This window comes from Nocardiopsis flavescens, from assembly GCF_900141985.1.
Taxonomy (GTDB): Bacteria; Actinomycetota; Actinomycetes; order Streptosporangiales; family Streptosporangiaceae; genus Nocardiopsis; species Nocardiopsis flavescens.
On the sequence record NZ_FQZK01000017.1, the window covers coordinates 88,214 to 105,500 of the forward strand.

General features: G+C 76.2%; 10 protein-coding genes. 3 read left to right on the plus strand and 7 right to left on the minus strand.

Annotation, left to right across the window (positions count from 1 at the left end):
* The first annotated feature begins 33 nt into the window (after positions 1-33).
* Positions 34-204, plus strand: coding sequence for a hypothetical protein (locus tag BUE45_RS32690; protein WP_178378624.1), 171 nt, complete (start codon positions 34-36; stop codon positions 202-204).
* Positions 205-290: 86 nt separating this feature from the next.
* Entirely contained in the window at positions 291-3,302 is a 3,012-nt protein-coding gene (locus BUE45_RS23290) for an AAA family ATPase (protein WP_084737704.1), read from the plus strand.
* Positions 3,303-3,342: 40 nt separating this feature from the next.
* Here the strand turns inward: BUE45_RS23290 and BUE45_RS23295 are convergent, their stop codons facing one another.
* Positions 3,343-5,115: an NAD+ synthase gene (locus tag BUE45_RS23295; RefSeq protein WP_073381670.1), complete on the minus strand. Its 1,773-nt coding sequence runs from the start codon at positions 5,113-5,115 to the stop codon at positions 3,343-3,345.
* 249 nt (positions 5,116-5,364) lie between these two features.
* On the opposite strand from BUE45_RS23295, the gene BUE45_RS23300 reads away from it, so the two are divergent.
* Complete coding sequence (locus BUE45_RS23300) at positions 5,365-6,726, plus strand: glutamine synthetase family protein (protein ID WP_178378625.1); 1,362 nt, start codon at positions 5,365-5,367, stop codon at positions 6,724-6,726.
* A 51-nt stretch (positions 6,727-6,777) separates the two neighbouring features.
* Here BUE45_RS23300 and BUE45_RS23305 read toward each other — a convergent pair whose 3' ends face one another.
* The 6 genes from BUE45_RS23305 to BUE45_RS23330 form a co-directional block, all read right to left on the minus strand.
* Positions 6,778-7,266, minus strand: coding sequence for a hypothetical protein (locus tag BUE45_RS23305; RefSeq protein ID WP_073381674.1), 489 nt, complete (start codon positions 7,264-7,266; stop codon positions 6,778-6,780).
* A gap of 380 nt (positions 7,267-7,646) precedes the next feature.
* Positions 7,647-10,493, minus strand: coding sequence for a helix-turn-helix transcriptional regulator (locus tag BUE45_RS23310; RefSeq protein ID WP_073381675.1), 2,847 nt, complete (start codon positions 10,491-10,493; stop codon positions 7,647-7,649).
* A gap of 90 nt (positions 10,494-10,583) precedes the next feature.
* Complete coding sequence (locus tag BUE45_RS23315; RefSeq protein WP_073381715.1) at positions 10,584-13,442, minus strand: helix-turn-helix transcriptional regulator; 2,859 nt, start codon at positions 13,440-13,442, stop codon at positions 10,584-10,586.
* Positions 13,443-13,489: 47 nt separating this feature from the next.
* Positions 13,490-14,671: a globin domain-containing protein gene (locus BUE45_RS23320; protein WP_073381677.1), complete on the minus strand. Its 1,182-nt coding sequence runs from the start codon at positions 14,669-14,671 to the stop codon at positions 13,490-13,492.
* Between the two features lie 215 nt (positions 14,672-14,886).
* A complete protein-coding gene (locus tag BUE45_RS23325) occupies positions 14,887-15,348 on the minus strand; it encodes an RrF2 family transcriptional regulator (protein WP_073381679.1) in 462 nt (153 codons plus the stop codon).
* Positions 15,349-15,388: 40 nt separating this feature from the next.
* A complete protein-coding gene (locus tag BUE45_RS23330) occupies positions 15,389-16,990 on the minus strand; it encodes an MFS transporter (protein ID WP_073381680.1) in 1,602 nt (533 codons plus the stop codon).
* Between the last annotated feature and the right edge of the window lie 297 nt (positions 16,991-17,287).

Consider the following 17,287-nt stretch of genomic DNA (forward strand, 5'->3'; position numbering starts at 1 on the left):
GGCACGGCACACCGCCCCGAAGGAGCCGCCGCCATGAACTCCGAGATCCTCAACGCCACCGCCCGCGCCATCGCCGAGGAGCGCCTGCGCGCCGCACGGCTGCGCCGGGAGGCCCTGGCCCAGCGCGCCGAGGCCCGCCGCCGCGCACAGGCCGGGAGCACCCGCCGCGGCGAGGGAGGGAAACGCTTCGGCCGGGCCGCCTGACCGGGCGGCCCGGCCGGGCCCCGGGCCCGGCGCCCCGCGAGGAAAATACCCGCCCCCCGCCACCCGAGGTCGGCATAATGAGCGGTATGCCCCTACTCGTCGACAGCGGTCCCGTGTTCATCGGCCGCAGGGCCGAACTCGGCGCCCTGCGCGACCACGCGCGCCGCACCCGCGACACCGGCCCCGGCATGCTCCTGCTGGGCGGCGACGCGGGCATCGGCAAGAGCCGCCTCGTCAGCGAGTTCGCCGCCACCCTGCCCCCGGGCTCGGTCTACGTCGGCGCCTGCCTCCAACTCGGCGGCGACGGCCTGGCCTACGCACCCTTCACCGCGGTCCTGCGCCAGCTCCTGCGCGAGCGCGGACCCGGGCTCTTCGCCGCCGCCGCCCCCGGCGGCACCCGCGAACTCGCCCGCCTCCTGCCCGAACTGGGCGAGCCCTCCGGCGGACGCGACGAGAACCGCGGTACCGGCTTCGAGCCGGAGAACCGCGGCATCCTCTTCGAGCAGGTCCTGCGGCTGCTCTCGCTGAGCGCCGGGGACGACGGCGTCACGTTCGTCCTGGAGGACCTGCACTGGGCCGACGGCGCCACCCGCGACCTGCTCGTCTTCCTCATCCGCAACCTCGAACTCCCCGGCGTGCAGATCCTCGCCACCTACCGCAGCGACGACCTGCACCGGGCCCACCCGCTGCGCCGCCTGCTGCCCGAGCTCCAGCGCGTCCCCGGCGTGGAGTCGCTGCACCTGGCACCGCTGACCCTCGCCGAGACCGGCGAGCACGCCACCGCCCTGCGCGGCGGACGCGCACCGGCACCACACGAACTGGACGAGCTGTACCGCCGCACCGAGGGCGTCCCCCTGTTCGTGGAGTCCCTGGCCGACGCCCCCGCCGGCCGCGGCGACGTCCCCGACCTGTTCCGCGACCTGCTCCTGGAACCGCTCCAGCGCTTCGACGACACCGCCCGGGCCGTCCTGCGCACGGCCTCGGTGGGCGCCGTCTCCGGGGGCATCGACCACGAGGTGCTGCGCCGGGCCGCCGACCTGCCCGACCCCGACCTGGAGGCGGCGCTGCACGCCCTGGTCGACGCCAACGTCCTCAAGGTCCACGGCGAGGGCTACCGGTTCCGGCACGCCCTGCTGCGCGACGCCGTGCACGGCGAACTCCTGCCCGGCCCCCACACCCGCGCGCACCTGCGCTTCGCCCGCCTCATCGACGAGCACCCCGAACTGTTCCCCTACGACCGGCGCGCCGCGGAGGAGGCCCACCACTACATGGCCGCCCGCGAGCTGCCGCGGGCGCTCCAGGCGGCCTGGTGGGCTGCGGTCCGCGCCTCGGACACCCTCGCCTACGGCGAGGAGCTCGACATGCTGGAGCGGGTCCTGTCCCTGTGGGACCAGGTGCCCGACGCCCGCGACCGCGTCCAGGACCGCACCTGGGCGGAGGTCGTCTCCCGCGCCGCCGGGGCGGCCGTGGAGGCCGGGCGGGGGCGGCGCGCCCGCGAACTCGCCGACGCCGCCCTGGCGACCCTGCCCCGGGACCCCGCCGACGACAGCACCCGCGCGGTCAAGGCCACCCTGCTGCGCCGCCGCGGCCTGGCCCGCTCCCTGAGCACCTGCGGCGGGGGCATCACCGACCTCGTCGCCGCCCTGGAGCTGCACCCGCCCCACATGCCGGGCTACGCGTCCCTGCTGTCCATCCTGGCCCGCGAGAGCCTGCGCCACCGCGCCGACCGCGTCGCCCCGCCCGACCAGGAGCGGCTGCGCGACCTGCGCGAGACCGGGCACTCGGTCAGCGAGCTCGCCGAGCGGGCCATCGCCCTGGCCGAGGGCTCCGACGCCACCGACCGGTGCGCGGCCGCCGACGCCCGCATCACCCTGGGCAGCCTGTACATCGGCGAGGGCGACCTGGAACTCGGGCGCCCGCTCATCGAGGAGGCCATGCGGACCGCCGCCGAGGTCTCCGAACCCTCCGTGGAGGCGCGCGGCGCCGGGAACCTCGGACACTTCCTGCGCGAGCTGGGCCGCCACGAGGAGGGCCTGAAGGTCCTGGAGGAGTCCCTGGCCCGCCACGAGGAGATGGGCTGGGCCTCGGTCCACAAGACGTTCAACCACCAGAACCGCGCCGAGATCCACTTCGAGCTGGGCCACCTGTCCCAGGCCCGCGAGATCTGCGAGATGATCCTGCGCACCCGCGCACCCGTCAAGGACCGCAGCTACGTGGACGCCGTCCTGGCCCGCAGCGCCGCCGCCGCGGGCGACCTGGAGACCGCCCTGGAGGTGTCCGGCTGGTCCCGCCGGGACCGCCTCCCCGACGCCCAGCGCATGAACATCATCCAACTGGACCTGCTGGCCAAGCTGGAGGCCGGCCTGGCGGAGGGCTCGGTGGACGCCGTCCTGGCACTGTCCGAGCGCGCCCTGGAGCAGCTGGAGCTGGAGGCCGCGCGCGGCTACACCTGGCCCCTGGTGGACGTGATGGCCGAGGCCGCCGCGCGCGGCGCGGAATCCGGCGCCGACGAGGCCGCCGCCCGGCGCGTCATGGACATGGCCGTCCGGGTCACCGGCGCCATGGCCGTCACCGGCTCGCCCCAGCGCGCCCACCGCCGCCGGGTCCTGGCCCACGCCGCCGGGCTGGACGGCACCACCGGCCCCGAGCGGTGCCTCGAACTCTGGGAGCGGGCCGTCGCCGCCTGGGAGGACACCCCGATGGTGCTCCACCTGGCCTCCGCGCGGCTGCGCACGGCCCGCGCCGCCGTGGCCGCCGGGGAGCGCGACCGGGCCCGCGCCCTGGTGCGCGCCGCCCACGCCGCCGCCGACGGGCACGGAGCCGCCCCGCTGGCGGCCTCCGCCGCGGACCTGGCCCGCCGCCTGGGCGTCGGACTCACCGACGAGGCGCCCGCCCCGGCCGCGCCCGCCGGGCTCACCGCCCGCGAGCTGGAGGTCTCCCGGCTGCTCGCCGCCGGGAGCACCAACGCCCGCATCGCCGAGGAGCTGTTCATCTCGGCCAAGACGGCCAGCGTCCACGTGTCCAACATCCTCGCCAAGCTGGGCGTGCCCAACCGGGCCACCGCCGGGGCGCGGCTGCGCGACCTGGGCCTGGGCTGAGCCCTGCGGGCGGCCCTCACCGCCCCGCCGCGGGGACGGCTCAGACCGTCCAGCGGTTGGTGATGGGCAGCCGCCGGTCCCGGCCCAGGTTGCGGGCGCTGATCTTGGTGCCCGGCGCCGACTGGCGGCGCTTGTACTCGGCCCGGTCCACCAGGCGGATGACGCGCCGCACCAGCTCGGGGTCGTACCCGGCGAAGACCAGCTCGGCCTCGCCCTTGTCGGTGCCGATGTAGGCGTCCAGCACCGCGTCCAGCACCGCGTAGTCGGGCAGCGAGTCGGAGTCGAGCTGGTCCGGGCTCAGCTCGGCGCTGGGCGGCTTCTCGATCGAGTTCTCCGGGATCGGCGGGACCTCCCCCGCCCGCTCCGCCTCGGCGTTGCGCCACCGGGCCAGCTCCCACACCAGCGACTTCCAGCAGTCCTTGATGGGCGCGAACCCGCCCACCGAGTCGCCGTACAGCGTGGAGTACCCGGTGGCCGCCTCGCTCTTGTTGCCGGTGGCCAGCACCAGGTGGCCCTCCTGGTTGGACAGCGCCATCACCAGGGTGCCCCGCACCCGGGCCTGGAGGTTCTCCGCCGCCAGCCCGTCCAGGGGCGCGCCCGCCCCGGCCGCGGCCGACTCGAAGGCCTCCACCACCGGGGCGATCGCGATCGTGCGGGCCGCGAACCCCTGCCGCCGGGCCAGCTCCTGGGCGTCGGAGACGGAGTGGTCGCTGGAGTGCGCGCTGGGCAGCAGCACGCCGTGCACCCGGTCGGCGCCCACGGCATCCACGGCGATGGCCGCGGTGAGCGCCGAGTCGATGCCGCCGGAGACCGCCACCAGCACCGACCCGAACCCGTTCTTGACCGTGTAGTCGCGCAGGCCGGTGACCAGCGCCCGGTACACCTCGCCCACGTCCGACAGCGGGTCCGGGCGCGGGGTGACCGTGTTCTCCTGCGGGGTGTAGGGCTCCACCGGGTCGGCGGAGACCGTGCGCCGCACCACCGTCAGGCCGTCCACGACCCCGCCGTCGCGGACGCCCTCCCCGCCGCCCGCGGGCAGGTCGAGGTCGGCCACGAGCAGCTCCTCGGTGAACTGGGGCGCGCGGGCCACCAGCTCGCCCTCGGCGTCCACCACCAGCGAGTCGCCCTCGAAGACCAGCTCGTCCTGGCCGCCCACCATGTTCACGTAGGCCAGCGCCGCCCCGATCTCCCGGGCGCGCCGCTGGCACAGCTCCAGGCGCACGTCGTCCTTGTGCCGCTCGTAGGGGGACCCGTTGAGCGACAGCAGCAGCCCCACGCGGGCGGCGCGGGCCGCCGTGACGGGGCCGCCCTCCTGCCACAGGTCCTCGCACACCGCGATCCCCACGTCCACCCCGCGCACCCGCACCACCGGCAGGGTGTCGCCGGGGACGAAGTTGCGGAACTCGTCGAACACGCCGTAGTTGGGCAGGTGGTGCTTGGCGGAGGTGACCGCGACCGCCCCCTCGTGCAGGACCGCCACCGCGTTCTGCGGGGCGCCCGCGGGCTGCCCGTACCGGGCGCCCGGCCCCTCCCTGCGCGCCAGGAAGCCCACCACGACCGGCAGGTCGCCCAGTCCCCGCTCCGCCAGCTCCCCGGCCAGGCGGTGGACCGCCTTGACCGACGCCGACACGAAGGAGTTGCGCAGCGCCAGGTCCTCCACCGGGTATCCGGTGACGGCCATCTCCGGCAGGGCGAGCAGGTGCGCCCCCCGGTCCCGGGCCCGCCGGGCGGCGTCCACGACGATCCTCAGATTGCCCTCCAGGTCACCGACGGTGGGGTTGACCTGGGCGAGTGCGATTCTCAGCTGTGCCACGGCCCCGAGCCTAGCCGGGCGGGCACGCCCGGGTCGGACACGGGGTCCGCCCGGTGCGGTGGGCGCGGGTTCCCGGGCGCGCCCGGACGGGTAGGCCCCGTGTCGCGCCGCCACCGGCGATAATGCCCAAAGGAGGGGACGAACCGGACGGCCCGGCGGGCGGGCGCGGAAATACCCCGGAAATATGCGCACGGCAGACTGGGACCGGGACACCGGCTCCGGGCCGACCGCCATCGAGGAAGGTTGATCGTGAATCGACAGCAGGAATTCGTGCTCCGCACGTTGGAGGAGCGCGACATCCGGTTCGTGCGGCTGTGGTTCACCGACGTGCTCGGGTACCTCAAGTCGGTCGCAGTGGCCCCCGCCGAGCTGGAGGCGGCCTTCTCCGAGGGCATCGGGTTCGACGGCTCCGCGATCGAGGGCTTCGCGCGCGTCTACGAGGCCGACATGCTGGCCCAGCCGGACCCGTCCACGTTCCAGGTGCTGCCCTGGCGCAACGAACCGCACGGCACCGCGCGCATGTACTGCGACATCCTCATGCCCGACGGCTCGCCGTCCCCCGCCGACCCCCGGCACGTCCTCAAGCGCCAGCTGGGCAAGGCCTCCGATCTGGGGTTCACGTTCTACACGCACCCCGAGATCGAGTTCTACCTGCTCAAGAAGATGCCCGAGCTGGGCGAGCTGCCCGTGCCCAACGACTCCGGCGGCTACTTCGACCACACCCCGCACAACAGCGCCCACGACTTCCGGCGCAACGCCATCAACATGCTGGAGGCCATGGGCATCTCGGTGGAGTTCAGCCACCACGAGGGCGGCCCGGGCCAGCAGGAGATCGACCTGCGGTACGCGGACGCGCTGACCACCGCCGACAACATCATGACCTTCCGGCTCGTGATGAAGGAGGTGGCGATGGAGCAGGACGTGTACGCGACGTTCATGCCCAAGCCCTTCACCCAGTACCCGGGGTCGGGCATGCACACCCACCTGTCGCTGTTCGAGGGCGACCGCAACGCCTTCTACGAGCCCGGCGCGGAGTACCAGCTGTCCAAGGTGGGGCGCGGGTTCATCGCGGGCCTGCTGCGGCACGCCGACGAGATCACCGCGGTCACCAACCAGTGGGTGAACTCCTACAAGCGGCTGTGGGACGACCCGGCCGCCTCCGCCGGCATGGGCGGCGAGGCGCCCGCCTACATCTGCTGGGGGCACAACAACCGGTCCGCCCTGGTCCGGGTGCCCATGTACAAGCCCGGCAAGTCCAACTCCAGCCGGATCGAGATCCGGTCGATGGACACCGCCTGCAACCCGTACCTGGCGTACGCCGTGATCCTGGCCGCGGGCCTGAAGGGCATCGAGGAGGGCTACGAGCTGCCGCCGGGCGCCGAGGACGACGTGTGGGCGCTCACCGACTCCGAGCGCCGGGCGCTGGGCATCCGGCCGCTGCCGCAGAGCCTGGACGAGGCGATCCGGCTGATGGAGAACAGCGAGCTGGTCGCGGAGACGCTGGGCGAGCACGTGTTCGACTTCTTCCTGCGCAACAAGAAGGCCGAGTGGCGCGACTACCGCCGCCAGGTCACCCCGTACGAGTTGCAGCGCTACCTGCCGACTCTGTAGGACGCGCCGGACGCGGGCCCGGGGCGGGCCCGCGTCCCCGGCGCACCGGGGTCAGCGGTCGCGGCGGCGGGCGAGCAGCGCCGTGGCGACCGCGCCGGCCGCCCCCAGGAGGAAGACCAGGGCGAGCGGGCCGAGCACGAAGACCACCAGGCCCAGGCCGATGTTGGCGCCGATGCCCGGCGCGGTGGCCACCGCCCACAGCAGGCCCCCGAACAGCGCCACCGGCACCAGCAGGAACGCCCCCAGCGCCCAGGCGAAGGCCGCCCGCCCCGCACGCTGTTCACGGACCACCAGGATCGCGCCCGCGACGGCGAGCACCGCGCCGACGGCGCCGATGACGGGCACGGACCACTCCGGCAGCGGCGGCGGCACGATCGCGTAGTCCGCCTCCTGGGGCGTGATCCCCCAGGCGCGCGCCTCCTCCGGCGAGGTGCGGGACGCCCACCAGGCGGCCAGCGCGGAACCGGCCAGCAGCAGCACGGTGTACAGGGCGAACACCGGTCGGGGGGTGCGGTGGGGGTGGGTCAGCGTCGTGTCCATACCCCTGATCCTCCCCCCGGGCCCCGGTCGGACGCATGAGTACCCGGACTCAGTCGCGTCCTCGGCGGGGTGAGGCGGGGCACTCCGGCGGCGGACCGGCCCCGCCACCGCCGCGGGGCCGCCCCCGGCAGGACCGGGCCAGCGGTCCCCCTCGTGCCTTTCCGGTGACGGGGCCCCTGTCCCCCTCACACCTTTCCGACAGCGGGACCCGGCGACCGCACCCTGGGGCGGACCGGCCCATCACCGCCGCGGGACCGCCCCCGGCGGGGCCGGGAGCACGGTCCCCTCACACCTGCCGGCAACGGGGCCCGGCGGCCGGCCGCGCCCTCCCCCGCGGGCACGGGAAGGAGGCCGTGCGGTGCGCTCCCGGCAGGCCGCGCTCACGCCCCGGGCGGGGCGAGCCCCAGCTCCCGGGCCCGGACCGCCGCCGCGTGGCGGTTGGTCACCCCGAGCTTGCCCATGAGGTTGGACATGTGGACGCTCACCGTCTTGGCCGAGATGAACAGCCTCTCCCCGATCTCGGTGTTGGTGCGCCCCTCCGCCACCTGTGCCAGCACCTCCGCCTCACGGGGCGTCAGCCCCGCCGGGGGCCGCGCGCGCCCGGCCGCCGGCCGCAGCGGTTCCACGTACCTCTCCCGCAGCGGCGCGTCCGTGTCCAGCAGCCCCGCGCCCGCCTCCAGCTCGCCGAACAGCTCCCCCGCGCGCGTGCGCTCCCCCGCCTCGGCGGCGGCCCGGCAGGCCTCCTCCAGCATCCGGAACTCCTCCAGGTGGGCGTCCCGGCCGCGCACCATCGCCAGCGCCCGCTCCCACTCCGCCAGGGCGTCCGCGGGGTCCGCGGCCAGCCGCGCCCCCGCCTGGGCGCGCCGCAGCTCCCCGTACGGGGTCGCCCACCAGGACGAGGGCCGCAGGAAGACCCCCACCTCCCCGGCCAGCGCGTCCGCCTGCGCCCCGCGCCCCGCGCGGCGCAGGGCGCGCACCAGCTCGGCGACCGGCACCGCCCCGTCCACCGACGCCTGCGTGGGCCGCCGGTCCCGCTCCTCCCCGACCAGGCGGCGGGCCAGCACCAGCGCCCCGTCCAGGTCGCCCTCCCGGACGAGCACCCGCACCCCCGTCTGGTCGGACATCGCGTACCCGTGCGTGTCGGCGGCGTCCGGGGGGCGCGAGCCGCGCTCCCAGTGCTCCCGCGCCCCGGCGGGGTCGCCCTCCGCGAGCCTGATCTCGGCGAGTACGAGGCGGCGGCCGTCCTCGTCGAACACGCGGCCGGTACCGTAGCCCTCCAGCTCCGCCTCCGCCTCGCGCAGCCGCCCCAGGTCCACGAGCGCCGCCGCGGCCCCCACCGCGTGCGCGAGGCCGCGGGAGCGGGTGATCCCGAGTTCGGCGCACCGGCGCAGCGCCTCCCGGCCGGCCCGCAGCTCCCCGTGCCAGTCCAGCCGGAACATGTGGTGGACCCCGAGGTTGTTCCACGCGCGCAGCTCGGCGTCGACCATCCCCAGGCCCCGCGCCAGCTCCCGTCCGGCGACGAGCAGTTCCCGGGCCTCCCCGGGGCTCACGGGGGACAGCACGCTGCCCAGGGTGATGAGGGCGTCGGTCTCACTGCGCCGGTCCCCGGCGGCGCGGGCCCGGTCCAGGACCGCGCGGGCCTCGCGCAGCGCCTCCGCGTCCCCTCCCACCAGGGAGAGCAGCGCCGCCCGGGCGCCGTGGACCGCGATGCGGTCCGGGTGCCCCCGCGGCAGCAGCGCCGCCGCGCCGTCCAGCGCCTCCAGCCCCTCGGCCCGGCGGTACAGCGCCTTGAGCGCCTGCGACCGCACCAGCAGGAACGCCGCCCGGTCGGCGGGACCCTCCGCCTGCCCCGCCCCCTCGGCGGTGTAGCGCAGCGCCTCGTGGGCGCCGCCGGTCTGCACGGCCGCCCGGGCCGCGTCCAGGAGCAGCCGGCCGCGGGTCACGCCCAGCGGGCCGGCGACGGCCTCCGGGTCCGGCAGCAGCTCCCACAGCTCCAGCAGCCGTTCCAGCGCGGCCAGGTGCTCGGGGTGGGCGAACGCGCCCGCCGCGTGCCCGGCCGCCGCCCACCGGGCGGCGAACGCCCGGGGGTGGTCGTGCACGGCGTCGGCGTGGTGGGCCAGGCGCAGCACCCGCTCCGGTTCGGCCAGGCCGGGCACCCCCGCCTCCAGGGCGGACACGTAGCGGCGGTGGCCGCGCACCCGCTGTCCGGGGAGCAGGTCCTCGCGCACGGCCTCGGCCAGGAGCGCGTGGCGGAACTCGTAGTCCTCCCCCGCCACGCGCAGCACCCGGGCGTCCACCGCGCGGCGCAGCACCCCGTCCGGCTCGTCCTCGGAGAGGTCCGCGGCGACGGCCGCCAGCAGCGCGTGGTGCACGCGCGCGCCCGACAGCGCGGCCAGGCCCAGCACCGCGCGGTCGGCGTCGGGGAGCGGGTCGACGGCGCGCAGCAGCAGGTCGCGGGAGGTGTCGGGCAGGCCGTCGCCGGGGGCGGACACCAGGGCCTCCACGAACAGGGGGTTGCCGCCGCTGCGCTCGTAGAGCAGGTCCAGCGCGCCGGGGTCGGGCCGGGAGCCGCCGCGCAGCGCCGCGGCCTGGGCGGCGACCTCCTCGCGGTCGAAGGGGACCAGGTCGAGCCGGGTGGCGCGGGCCGGCCGCTCCAGGTCGGGCAGCAGGCGGCGCAGGGGGTGGGCGCGGTGCAGGTCGTCGGCGCGCACGGTGGCGACCAGGTGGACCGGGGCGGACCCGAGGTTGCGGGCCAGGAAGAGCAGGAGGTCGCGGGTGGAGGCGTCGGCCCGGTGCAGGTCCTCCACCGCCAGGGCGAGGCCGCCGTCGGCGGCGGCCTCCTCCAGGTAGGCCAGGACGGCCTCGAACAGCCGGGAGCGGTCACCGCCATCCGCGGCGTGCCCGGCGGGCCCGAGTTCGGGGAGCAGCCGGGCCAGCGCCCCGGCACGGGCCGGGCCGGGCGGCACCTCGCGGGCCAGGTGGCGCAGGGCCGCGGTGAAGGGCGCGAAGGCGACGGTGCCGCCGCTGGTCTCCAGGCAGGCGCCGACGGCCGTGCGGGCCAGGGGCGTCCTGTCCAGGTACTCCTCCAGCAGGCGGGTCTTGCCGACCCCGGCGTCCCCCAGGACCAGGGTGGTCCGCGCCTGCCCGCGGGCGGCGGACCCCGCCTCGGCGAGCAGGCGGGCGAGGTCGGATCCGCGTCCGATGAAGACCGTGGGAGTGGGGGCCATGGCGCCAGTATGCCCAAGGGGTCGCGCGTTTGAGGAAACCCGAATAGCTCACCTTTACGCCATAGATCACTTATCGGACATTCGGTGCGGTCAGTCCAGACCGAGCTCCCGCGCCCGGGCCGCGGCCGCGTTGCGGTTGGCCACCCCGAGCTTGCCCATCAGGTTGGACACGTGCACGCTCACCGTCTTGGCCGAGATGAACAGCTCACCGCCGACCTCCCGGTTGGTCATCCCCCGCGCCACCAGCCGCAGCACCTGTGCCTCGCGCCGGGTGAGCCCCGCGGGTGCGGCCTCCCCGGCCGCCGCGCGGGGCCGGGGCAGCCCGTGCCGCCCGCGGATCCGGTCGGCCAGCTCCCCGAACAGGGTCAGCCCGCTCTCCCGCGCGGCCTCCTCCACCTCGGCCAGGTGTCCGGCGGCGGCGTCCGCCCGCCCCGCCCGTGCCGCGGCACGGGCCGCGGCCAGCAGCAGGTACACGCGCTGGAAGCGGCGCTCGCGCACCTGCGGCAGCAGGCCCTCCAGGGACCGCGAGGCCGTGTCCGCGTCCTCCGAGACCTGGGCCCGCACCTGGGCCCGGATCAGCCGGTTCGGGGGCGCGAGCCCCTCCGGCAGCGCGTCCGCGACCGCGAGCAGCGCGGAGGACAGCTCCTCCGCCCGCTCCTGCCGGCCCGACACGTCGCGCATCATGTCCGCGACCTCGGCCGCATAGGTGAGGTTGCCCATGTGCAGGGTGTCGAGGTGGGGGTTCTCCGCGTCCCCGCGTTCGAGGAGGTGCAGGGCGAGGTCGACCGCCGCGTCGAACCTCCCTTCGACCGCCGCCCCCATCATCTCGACGAAGAGGACGGGTACCTGCTCCTGCGGCGCGCTGCTCCCCTCCGGCAGCAGGCGGCGGAACTCCTCCCGTGCGCGCTCGACCCCCGCGCCGTCCCGCCGGTAGAAGGCGATCTGCTGGACCACCGTCCAGGTCCGGCCCCGGACCAGCAGGTCACCCGCCTCCGTGTCGAGCAGCCGTTCGCACTCCGCCACGCGCAGCTGCTGGAAGCGGTTCACCACCATGTGCAGGAGGAAGAACGGCCCCTGGGTACGGGCCAGCCCCAGTTCCCGCGTGCGGTCCAGGCCCCGGCCGGCCGTCGCGTACGCCTCCTCCGGCCGGTCCGCGTAGGACAGGGCCCCGGCGAGGTTCGCCCACCCCCGGATCTCGACCGGCGCGTCGGCGCGCTCCCGCGCGATGGCGATCCCCTCTCCGAGCATCCGCAGCGCCTCGTCCGGATCCTCTCCGGCCGTCAGCGAGCCCAGGGTGACGAGGGCGTCGGCCTCGCTGCCGCGGTCTCCGGTCTCGCGGGCCGCCGCCAGCGCCTTGACCGCGGAGCGCCGGGCCCGGGTGGGGTGCCCGCGCACCATGAACGTCGACGCCAGCAGCGCACCGGCCGCCGCCGCGCGGGGGTGCCCCTCGCCCATCACCACGAACGCGTCGGCCAGGTCCTCCAGGCCGCCGTCGCTGCCCAGTTCCTTGTAGGCGTAGGCGCGCACGTAGCGCAGCCCCGCGATGAGGGCGCCGTCCGGCGGGGCCTGGGCCCCCGGCCGGTGGTAGCCGGTGACCCCCAGCTCCTCCAGCCCCTCGGTCGCGTAGTCCACCGCGCGGCGCAGCGACCCGGCCAGCAGACACACCGAGGCGGCCCGGCGCAGCACCTCGGCGCGGGGCTCGCCCACCCGGGCGGCGGCGTCGGGGACCGGGTCCCACAGCTCCAGCACCCGTTCGAGCAGGGCCAGCCGCTCGGGGTGGGCCGCGGTGTCGGCGGCGTGGCGGGCGGCCTCCCAGGCGGTGGACAGGGCCAGCGGCTGGTCGCCCGCGGCGTAGGCGTGGTGGGCCAGCTGGAGGGCGGTCTCGGCCCCGGTGAGGCCGGGGACCCCCCGGCCGAGCGCCTCCGCGTAGCGCCGGTGCGCGCGGATGCGCTCCCCGGGCAGCAGGTCGGTGTAGACGGCCTCGGCGAGCAGGGCGTGCCGGAACACGTACCCGTCGGCGGTGGCGCGCAGCACCCGCACGTCCACGGCGGGCCGCAGGGCGGTGTCCAGGGCCTCCTCGGAGATCCCCGCCCGGCGGGCGACCGCGGCCAGCAGGGTGTGGCCGATGCGGTCCCCCGCGGCGGCGATCAGCCCGACCACCCGGCGGGCGTCGTCGGGAAGCCGGTCCACGGCGGCCGACAGCAGCTCGCGCGGCCCCTCCGGCAGCGGCCCGGACGGGCGGTCCAGGAACGCCTCCACGAACAGGGGGTTGCCGCCGCTGCGCTCGTGCAGCAGGTCGATGTCGACGGACGGGCCGTCCCGCAGGGCGGCGGCCTGGGCGGCGACCTCGTCGCGGCTGAGGGGACCGACGTCCAGGCGCGACACCCGCGGCAGCCGCTCGATGCCGGGCAGCAGGCGGCGCAGCGGGTGGGTGCGGTGCAGGTCGTCGGTGCGCACGCTCACCACCAGGTGGACGGGGGCCCCGCCCAGGTTGCGCAGCAGGAACACCAGCAGGTCCCGGGTGGAGGCGTCGGCCCAGTGCAGGTCCTCCACCACCGCCAGCAGCCCGCCCCGCCCGGCCCGCTCCTCCAGGAGGGTGAGGACGGACTCGAACAGCCGGGCGCGCCCGGTGCCGTCACCGCCGGGGGCCCGGTCGGTACCGGGGACCGGGCCGGCGGCGCCCTCGCGGGAGAGGTCCCGCAGCAGGGCGGTGAAGGGGGCGAAGGGGATGCCCTCGCCGCCGAGTTCCAGGCAGCCGCCGACGGCGGTGCGGGCCAGCGGCGTCCGGGCCCGGTACTCGTCGATGAGCCGGGTCTTGCCCATCCCGGCGTCCCCGCAGACCAGCACGGCGCGGGCGCCCTCCGCCAGGACCCTGCGGCCGTCCCCGGCCAGGGCGGCGAGCTGGCGGTCGCGGCCGACGAACACGGGGCGGGGGAGGTCGTCCTGCATGCCCTCACAGTACGGCGTTCCCCGCGCCCCGCGCCCGGCGCCGGCGGTCAGTCGGCGGCCCGCCACAGGTCGGGCCCGAACACCTCGTAGCGGATGCGGCGGGCGGGGACCCCGGCCTCCAGCAGCCGGGTGCGCACCCCGCGCATGAAGGGCGTGGGCCCGCACAGGAACGCCTCGGCCCCCTCGGGGACGTCCACCCCGGCGAGGTCCATCCGGCCGGTGCGGTCGCCTCCCCCGGTCTCGTACCAGGTGAGGCTCCGGGCCCCGGGCAGTGCCCCGACCAGGGCGGCGGTCTCGTCCCGGTGGGCGTGGTCGCGGGGCGCGCGGTCGGCGTGCAGGACCAGGACGGGCCGGGTGTCGCCGCGTTCGGCGAGGCCGCGCAGGAGCGCGACCATCGGGGTGCAGCCGATCCCGGCGGAGGCCAGCAGCAGGGGGTGGTCGCCGCCGGGCAGGACCACGTCCCCGGCCGGGGCGGAGACCATGAGGGTGCTGCCGGGGCGGGCCGTCCCGTGCAGGAGGGTGGAGACCTCGCCCGCGGGGCCCTCCCCGGCGCGCAGGCGCTTGACGGTGATGCGGCGGCTGGTGCCGTCCCAGCCGGTGAGGGTGTACTGGCGGGCCTGGCGGACGCCGTCGGGCATGCGCACCCGGACGCTGACGTACTGGCCGGGGCGCGGGGCGGGCGCGGCGCCGCCGTCGGGTTCGAGGGTGAGGCTGACCGTGTCCGGGGTCTGCTCGCGGCGCTCGGTGACGGTCCAGGGGCGCCAGGCGTCCCGGCCGGTGGCGAGCCCGGCCTCCGCGTACAGGCGGGCCTCCAGGGCGATGAGGGCGCCGGCCATGAGCCAGTAGACCTCGTCCCACGCGGCGACGACCGCGGGGGTGGCCGCGTCGGCGAGCACGTGGGCGAGGGCGCCGAAGAGGTATTTGTGGACGACGGTGTACCGGTCCTCGGTCACGCCCAGGGACACGTGCTTGTGGGCGATCCGGGAGAGCAGGGCGTCGGGGCGCTCGTCCGGGTGGGCGAGCAGGGCGGAGGCGAAGGCGGCGACGGCCCCGGCCAGGGCGGCGCGCTGTTCGCCGGAGGCCTGGTTGCCCCGGTTGAACAGGCCGTCCAGGAGTTCGGGGTGTTCGCCCAGCATGGTGTCGTAGAAGCGGGCGGTGACGGTGTCGAGGTGCTCGGCGACGACCGGGAGGGTGGACCGGACCGTGGCGGCGGACTCGGGGGAGAGCATGCGGCCTCCTGGCGCTAGATAATTTGCATTTGAAATGCACATTAAGTGCGCCGCCGCGACCCCCTCCGCCGGGTGCGGTGCCCGGCGGGGCCCCGCCGGGTGCGGCTGCCGGACGGGCCGCTCCCCGTACAGGGCCCTTCGCCCCGCGACCGCCGGGTCCGGGGTCCCCCGCGACGCCGGGACGGGGCCCTCCCGGGGCCTTTCGGAGAGCCCGGTCACATTTGAGGGCCGTCCCGTTCGGGCGCTCGCGGGCGGAGCAGCACCAGGGCCTCGCGGGCCGGGGAGGACACCAGGGACTCCACCGTCACCTCGTCCAGGGAGGCGTAGAAGGCCTCGCGGGCCCGGTGCAGGGCGCCGCGCAGGCGGCAGGCGGCGCGCAGCGGGCAGGGCGGGTCGTCCTCGCACCCGGCGAGGTCGTCCGCGCCCTCCAGTTCGCGGACGAGCGCCCCCACCGGGGCCCGGCGCCCCGGCCCGGTCAGGCGCAGCCCGCCGCCCCGGCCCCGGCGGGCCTCCACCACCCCCAGCTCGGACAGGCGGGCCACCGCCTTGGCCATGTGGGTGTAGGGCACCGAGGTCATCTCCGCGACGGCGCGCGTGGTGAGCAGTTCGTCCTCCCCGGCCACGGCGAGCCGCATGACCAGGCGCAGGGAGACGTCGGTGAAGGCGGTCAGGCGCATGCCCGCGAGCGTAGCCGCCCCGCGGGGGCGGGGCGGCGGGTCAGTCCCGGCCCTCCGGTTCCGGGGAGGGCGTGCGGGACCCGGCCCCGCTGTGGTGGTCCCCGACCTCGCGCGGCATCCACACCAGCACCACGAGCACCCCGACGACGCCGCAGCACACCGCCACCAGCGCCGCCGTGTGCAGCCCCGTCAGGAACGCCTCCTTGGCCGGGGCCACCAGCGCCCGCCCCGGCTCCCCCAGGCTCCGCGCCAGGGCGAGGGTCGCCTCGATCGACTCGCCCGCCGCGTGCAGCTCCCCGCCGTCCGGGGGCGCGGCGTCCCCGTCACCGCCCCGGGCGACCTCCTCCAGGGCCGGGGTGATCCCCGCCCGGTAGCGGAAGGAGATGACCGCCCCCAGGACCGCGACCCCCATGGCCGTCGCCACCTGGCGGACGGTGTTCTGCATCGCCGAGGCCGCGCCCGCCTTGCCCGGCGGCACCGACGAGACGATCGCGTCGGTGGAGGGGGTGAGGACCACCGCCATGGCGCTCGCCTGGGTGAAGAAGAAGACGAGGATGAGCCAGACCGGGGTGTCGGTCTCCAGCAGGGTGAAGAACGCCAGGCTGGCGCAGACGAGGAGGATGCCGGTGGCGGCGACCGTCCGCGGCCCGAACCGGCGGACCAGGTTGGGGCTCAGCGGGGCCAGGAGCATCTGGCCGACCGCCGCCGGGAGCACCAGCAGCCCGGCGACGAACGGGGTGAACTCCCGGACGCTCTGCCAGTAGAAGCTCAGGAAGAAGATCAGCCCCGACATGCTGAAGAACATCAGCATGATGGTGGCCATGGCGACGCTGAACCTCGGGTTCCGGAAGAACCGCACGTCCAGCGAGGGGTTCGCGGTGCGCGACTCGTGGAAGAGGAACAGGGCGATGACCGCCAGGCCGCCCAGCAGGGCGCCCCACACGTCGGCCCCGGTCAGGGACGAGCGCTCCCCCGCGGTGATGATCGCGTAGATGAGCAGCACCAGGCCGGGGATGGACAGCAGCACCCCGGGCACGTCGAGGCGGCCGGGGTCCTCGTCCCTGGACTCGGGGACGAGGAAGAACATCAGCCCCAGGCCCAGCAGCACGAACGGCACGTTGACGAGGAAGATCGACCCCCACCAGAAGTTCTCCAGCAGCAGTCCGCCCGCCGACGGCCCGATCGCCATGGCCAGGCCCACCGCCCCCGACCACAGGCCGATGGCCCGGCCGCGCTCCTGGGGCGGGAAGATCGTCGTGATGATCGACAGGGTCTGCGGGGAGACCATGGCCGCGCCCAGGCCCATGGCGGCGCGGGCGGCGATGAGCTGCTCGGGGGTCTGGGAGTAGGCGGACAGGGCCGAGGCCGTGCCGAAGACCACGAGTCCGGCGGTGATCATCCGCCGCCGGCCCCACCGGTCGCCCAGGACGCCGAAGGTGAAGAGCAGCCCGGCGAAGACCAGGGTGTAGGAGTTGATCGCCCAGGCCAGCTCGGACTGGCTGGCGCCGACCCCCCGCTCGGGGTCGGAGAGGGTGCGCAGCGCGACGTTGAGGATCGTGTTGTCCGCGACGATCACCAGCAGGCAGATGATGAGGACCGCCAGGCCGCCCCACCGCCGCCGATAAGCCGTGCCAGCGTCCACGCGAGCACCTTCCCCTCCGCACAAGCCCGGTCCGCGCGCGGGGGCGGAGGACCCGTCCCGACCGGAACCGCCATGGTAGCGGCCGGGGCACCGCGTTCCACCGCGCACACCCGGCGTCCGCGGCACAGCGGCCGGGGCGGCGCGCGACCGTCCGAGAGAGGGGGGACAGGGGAAGTTCCGGGGTCCTCCTCCCGTTGTATCCCGCAGGAGGCGGACGCACGCGGCCGTGCGATGATGCACACACGGCCCGCGGGCCCGGCCCTTCCCGCCGCCGACGGCGGCGACCGGCCCACGGCC

Excerpts from the sequence above, each read along its gene's own strand:
- BUE45_RS32690 (WP_178378624.1), top strand. The coding sequence starts at position 34 with ATGAACTCCGAGATCCTCAACGCCACCGCCCGCGCCATCGCCGAGGAG.
- BUE45_RS23290 (WP_084737704.1), top strand. The coding sequence starts at position 291 with ATGCCCCTACTCGTCGACAGCGGTCCCGTGTTCATCGGCCGCAGGGCC.
- BUE45_RS23305 (WP_073381674.1), bottom strand. The coding sequence starts at position 7,266 with ATGGACACGACGCTGACCCACCCCCACCGCACCCCCCGACCGGTGTTC.
- BUE45_RS23310 (WP_073381675.1), bottom strand. The coding sequence starts at position 10,493 with ATGGCCCCCACTCCCACGGTCTTCATCGGACGCGGATCCGACCTCGCC.
- BUE45_RS23315 (WP_073381715.1), bottom strand. The coding sequence starts at position 13,442 with ATGCAGGACGACCTCCCCCGCCCCGTGTTCGTCGGCCGCGACCGCCAG.
- BUE45_RS23320 (WP_073381677.1), bottom strand. The coding sequence starts at position 14,671 with ATGCTCTCCCCCGAGTCCGCCGCCACGGTCCGGTCCACCCTCCCGGTC.
- BUE45_RS23325 (WP_073381679.1), bottom strand. The coding sequence starts at position 15,348 with ATGCGCCTGACCGCCTTCACCGACGTCTCCCTGCGCCTGGTCATGCGG.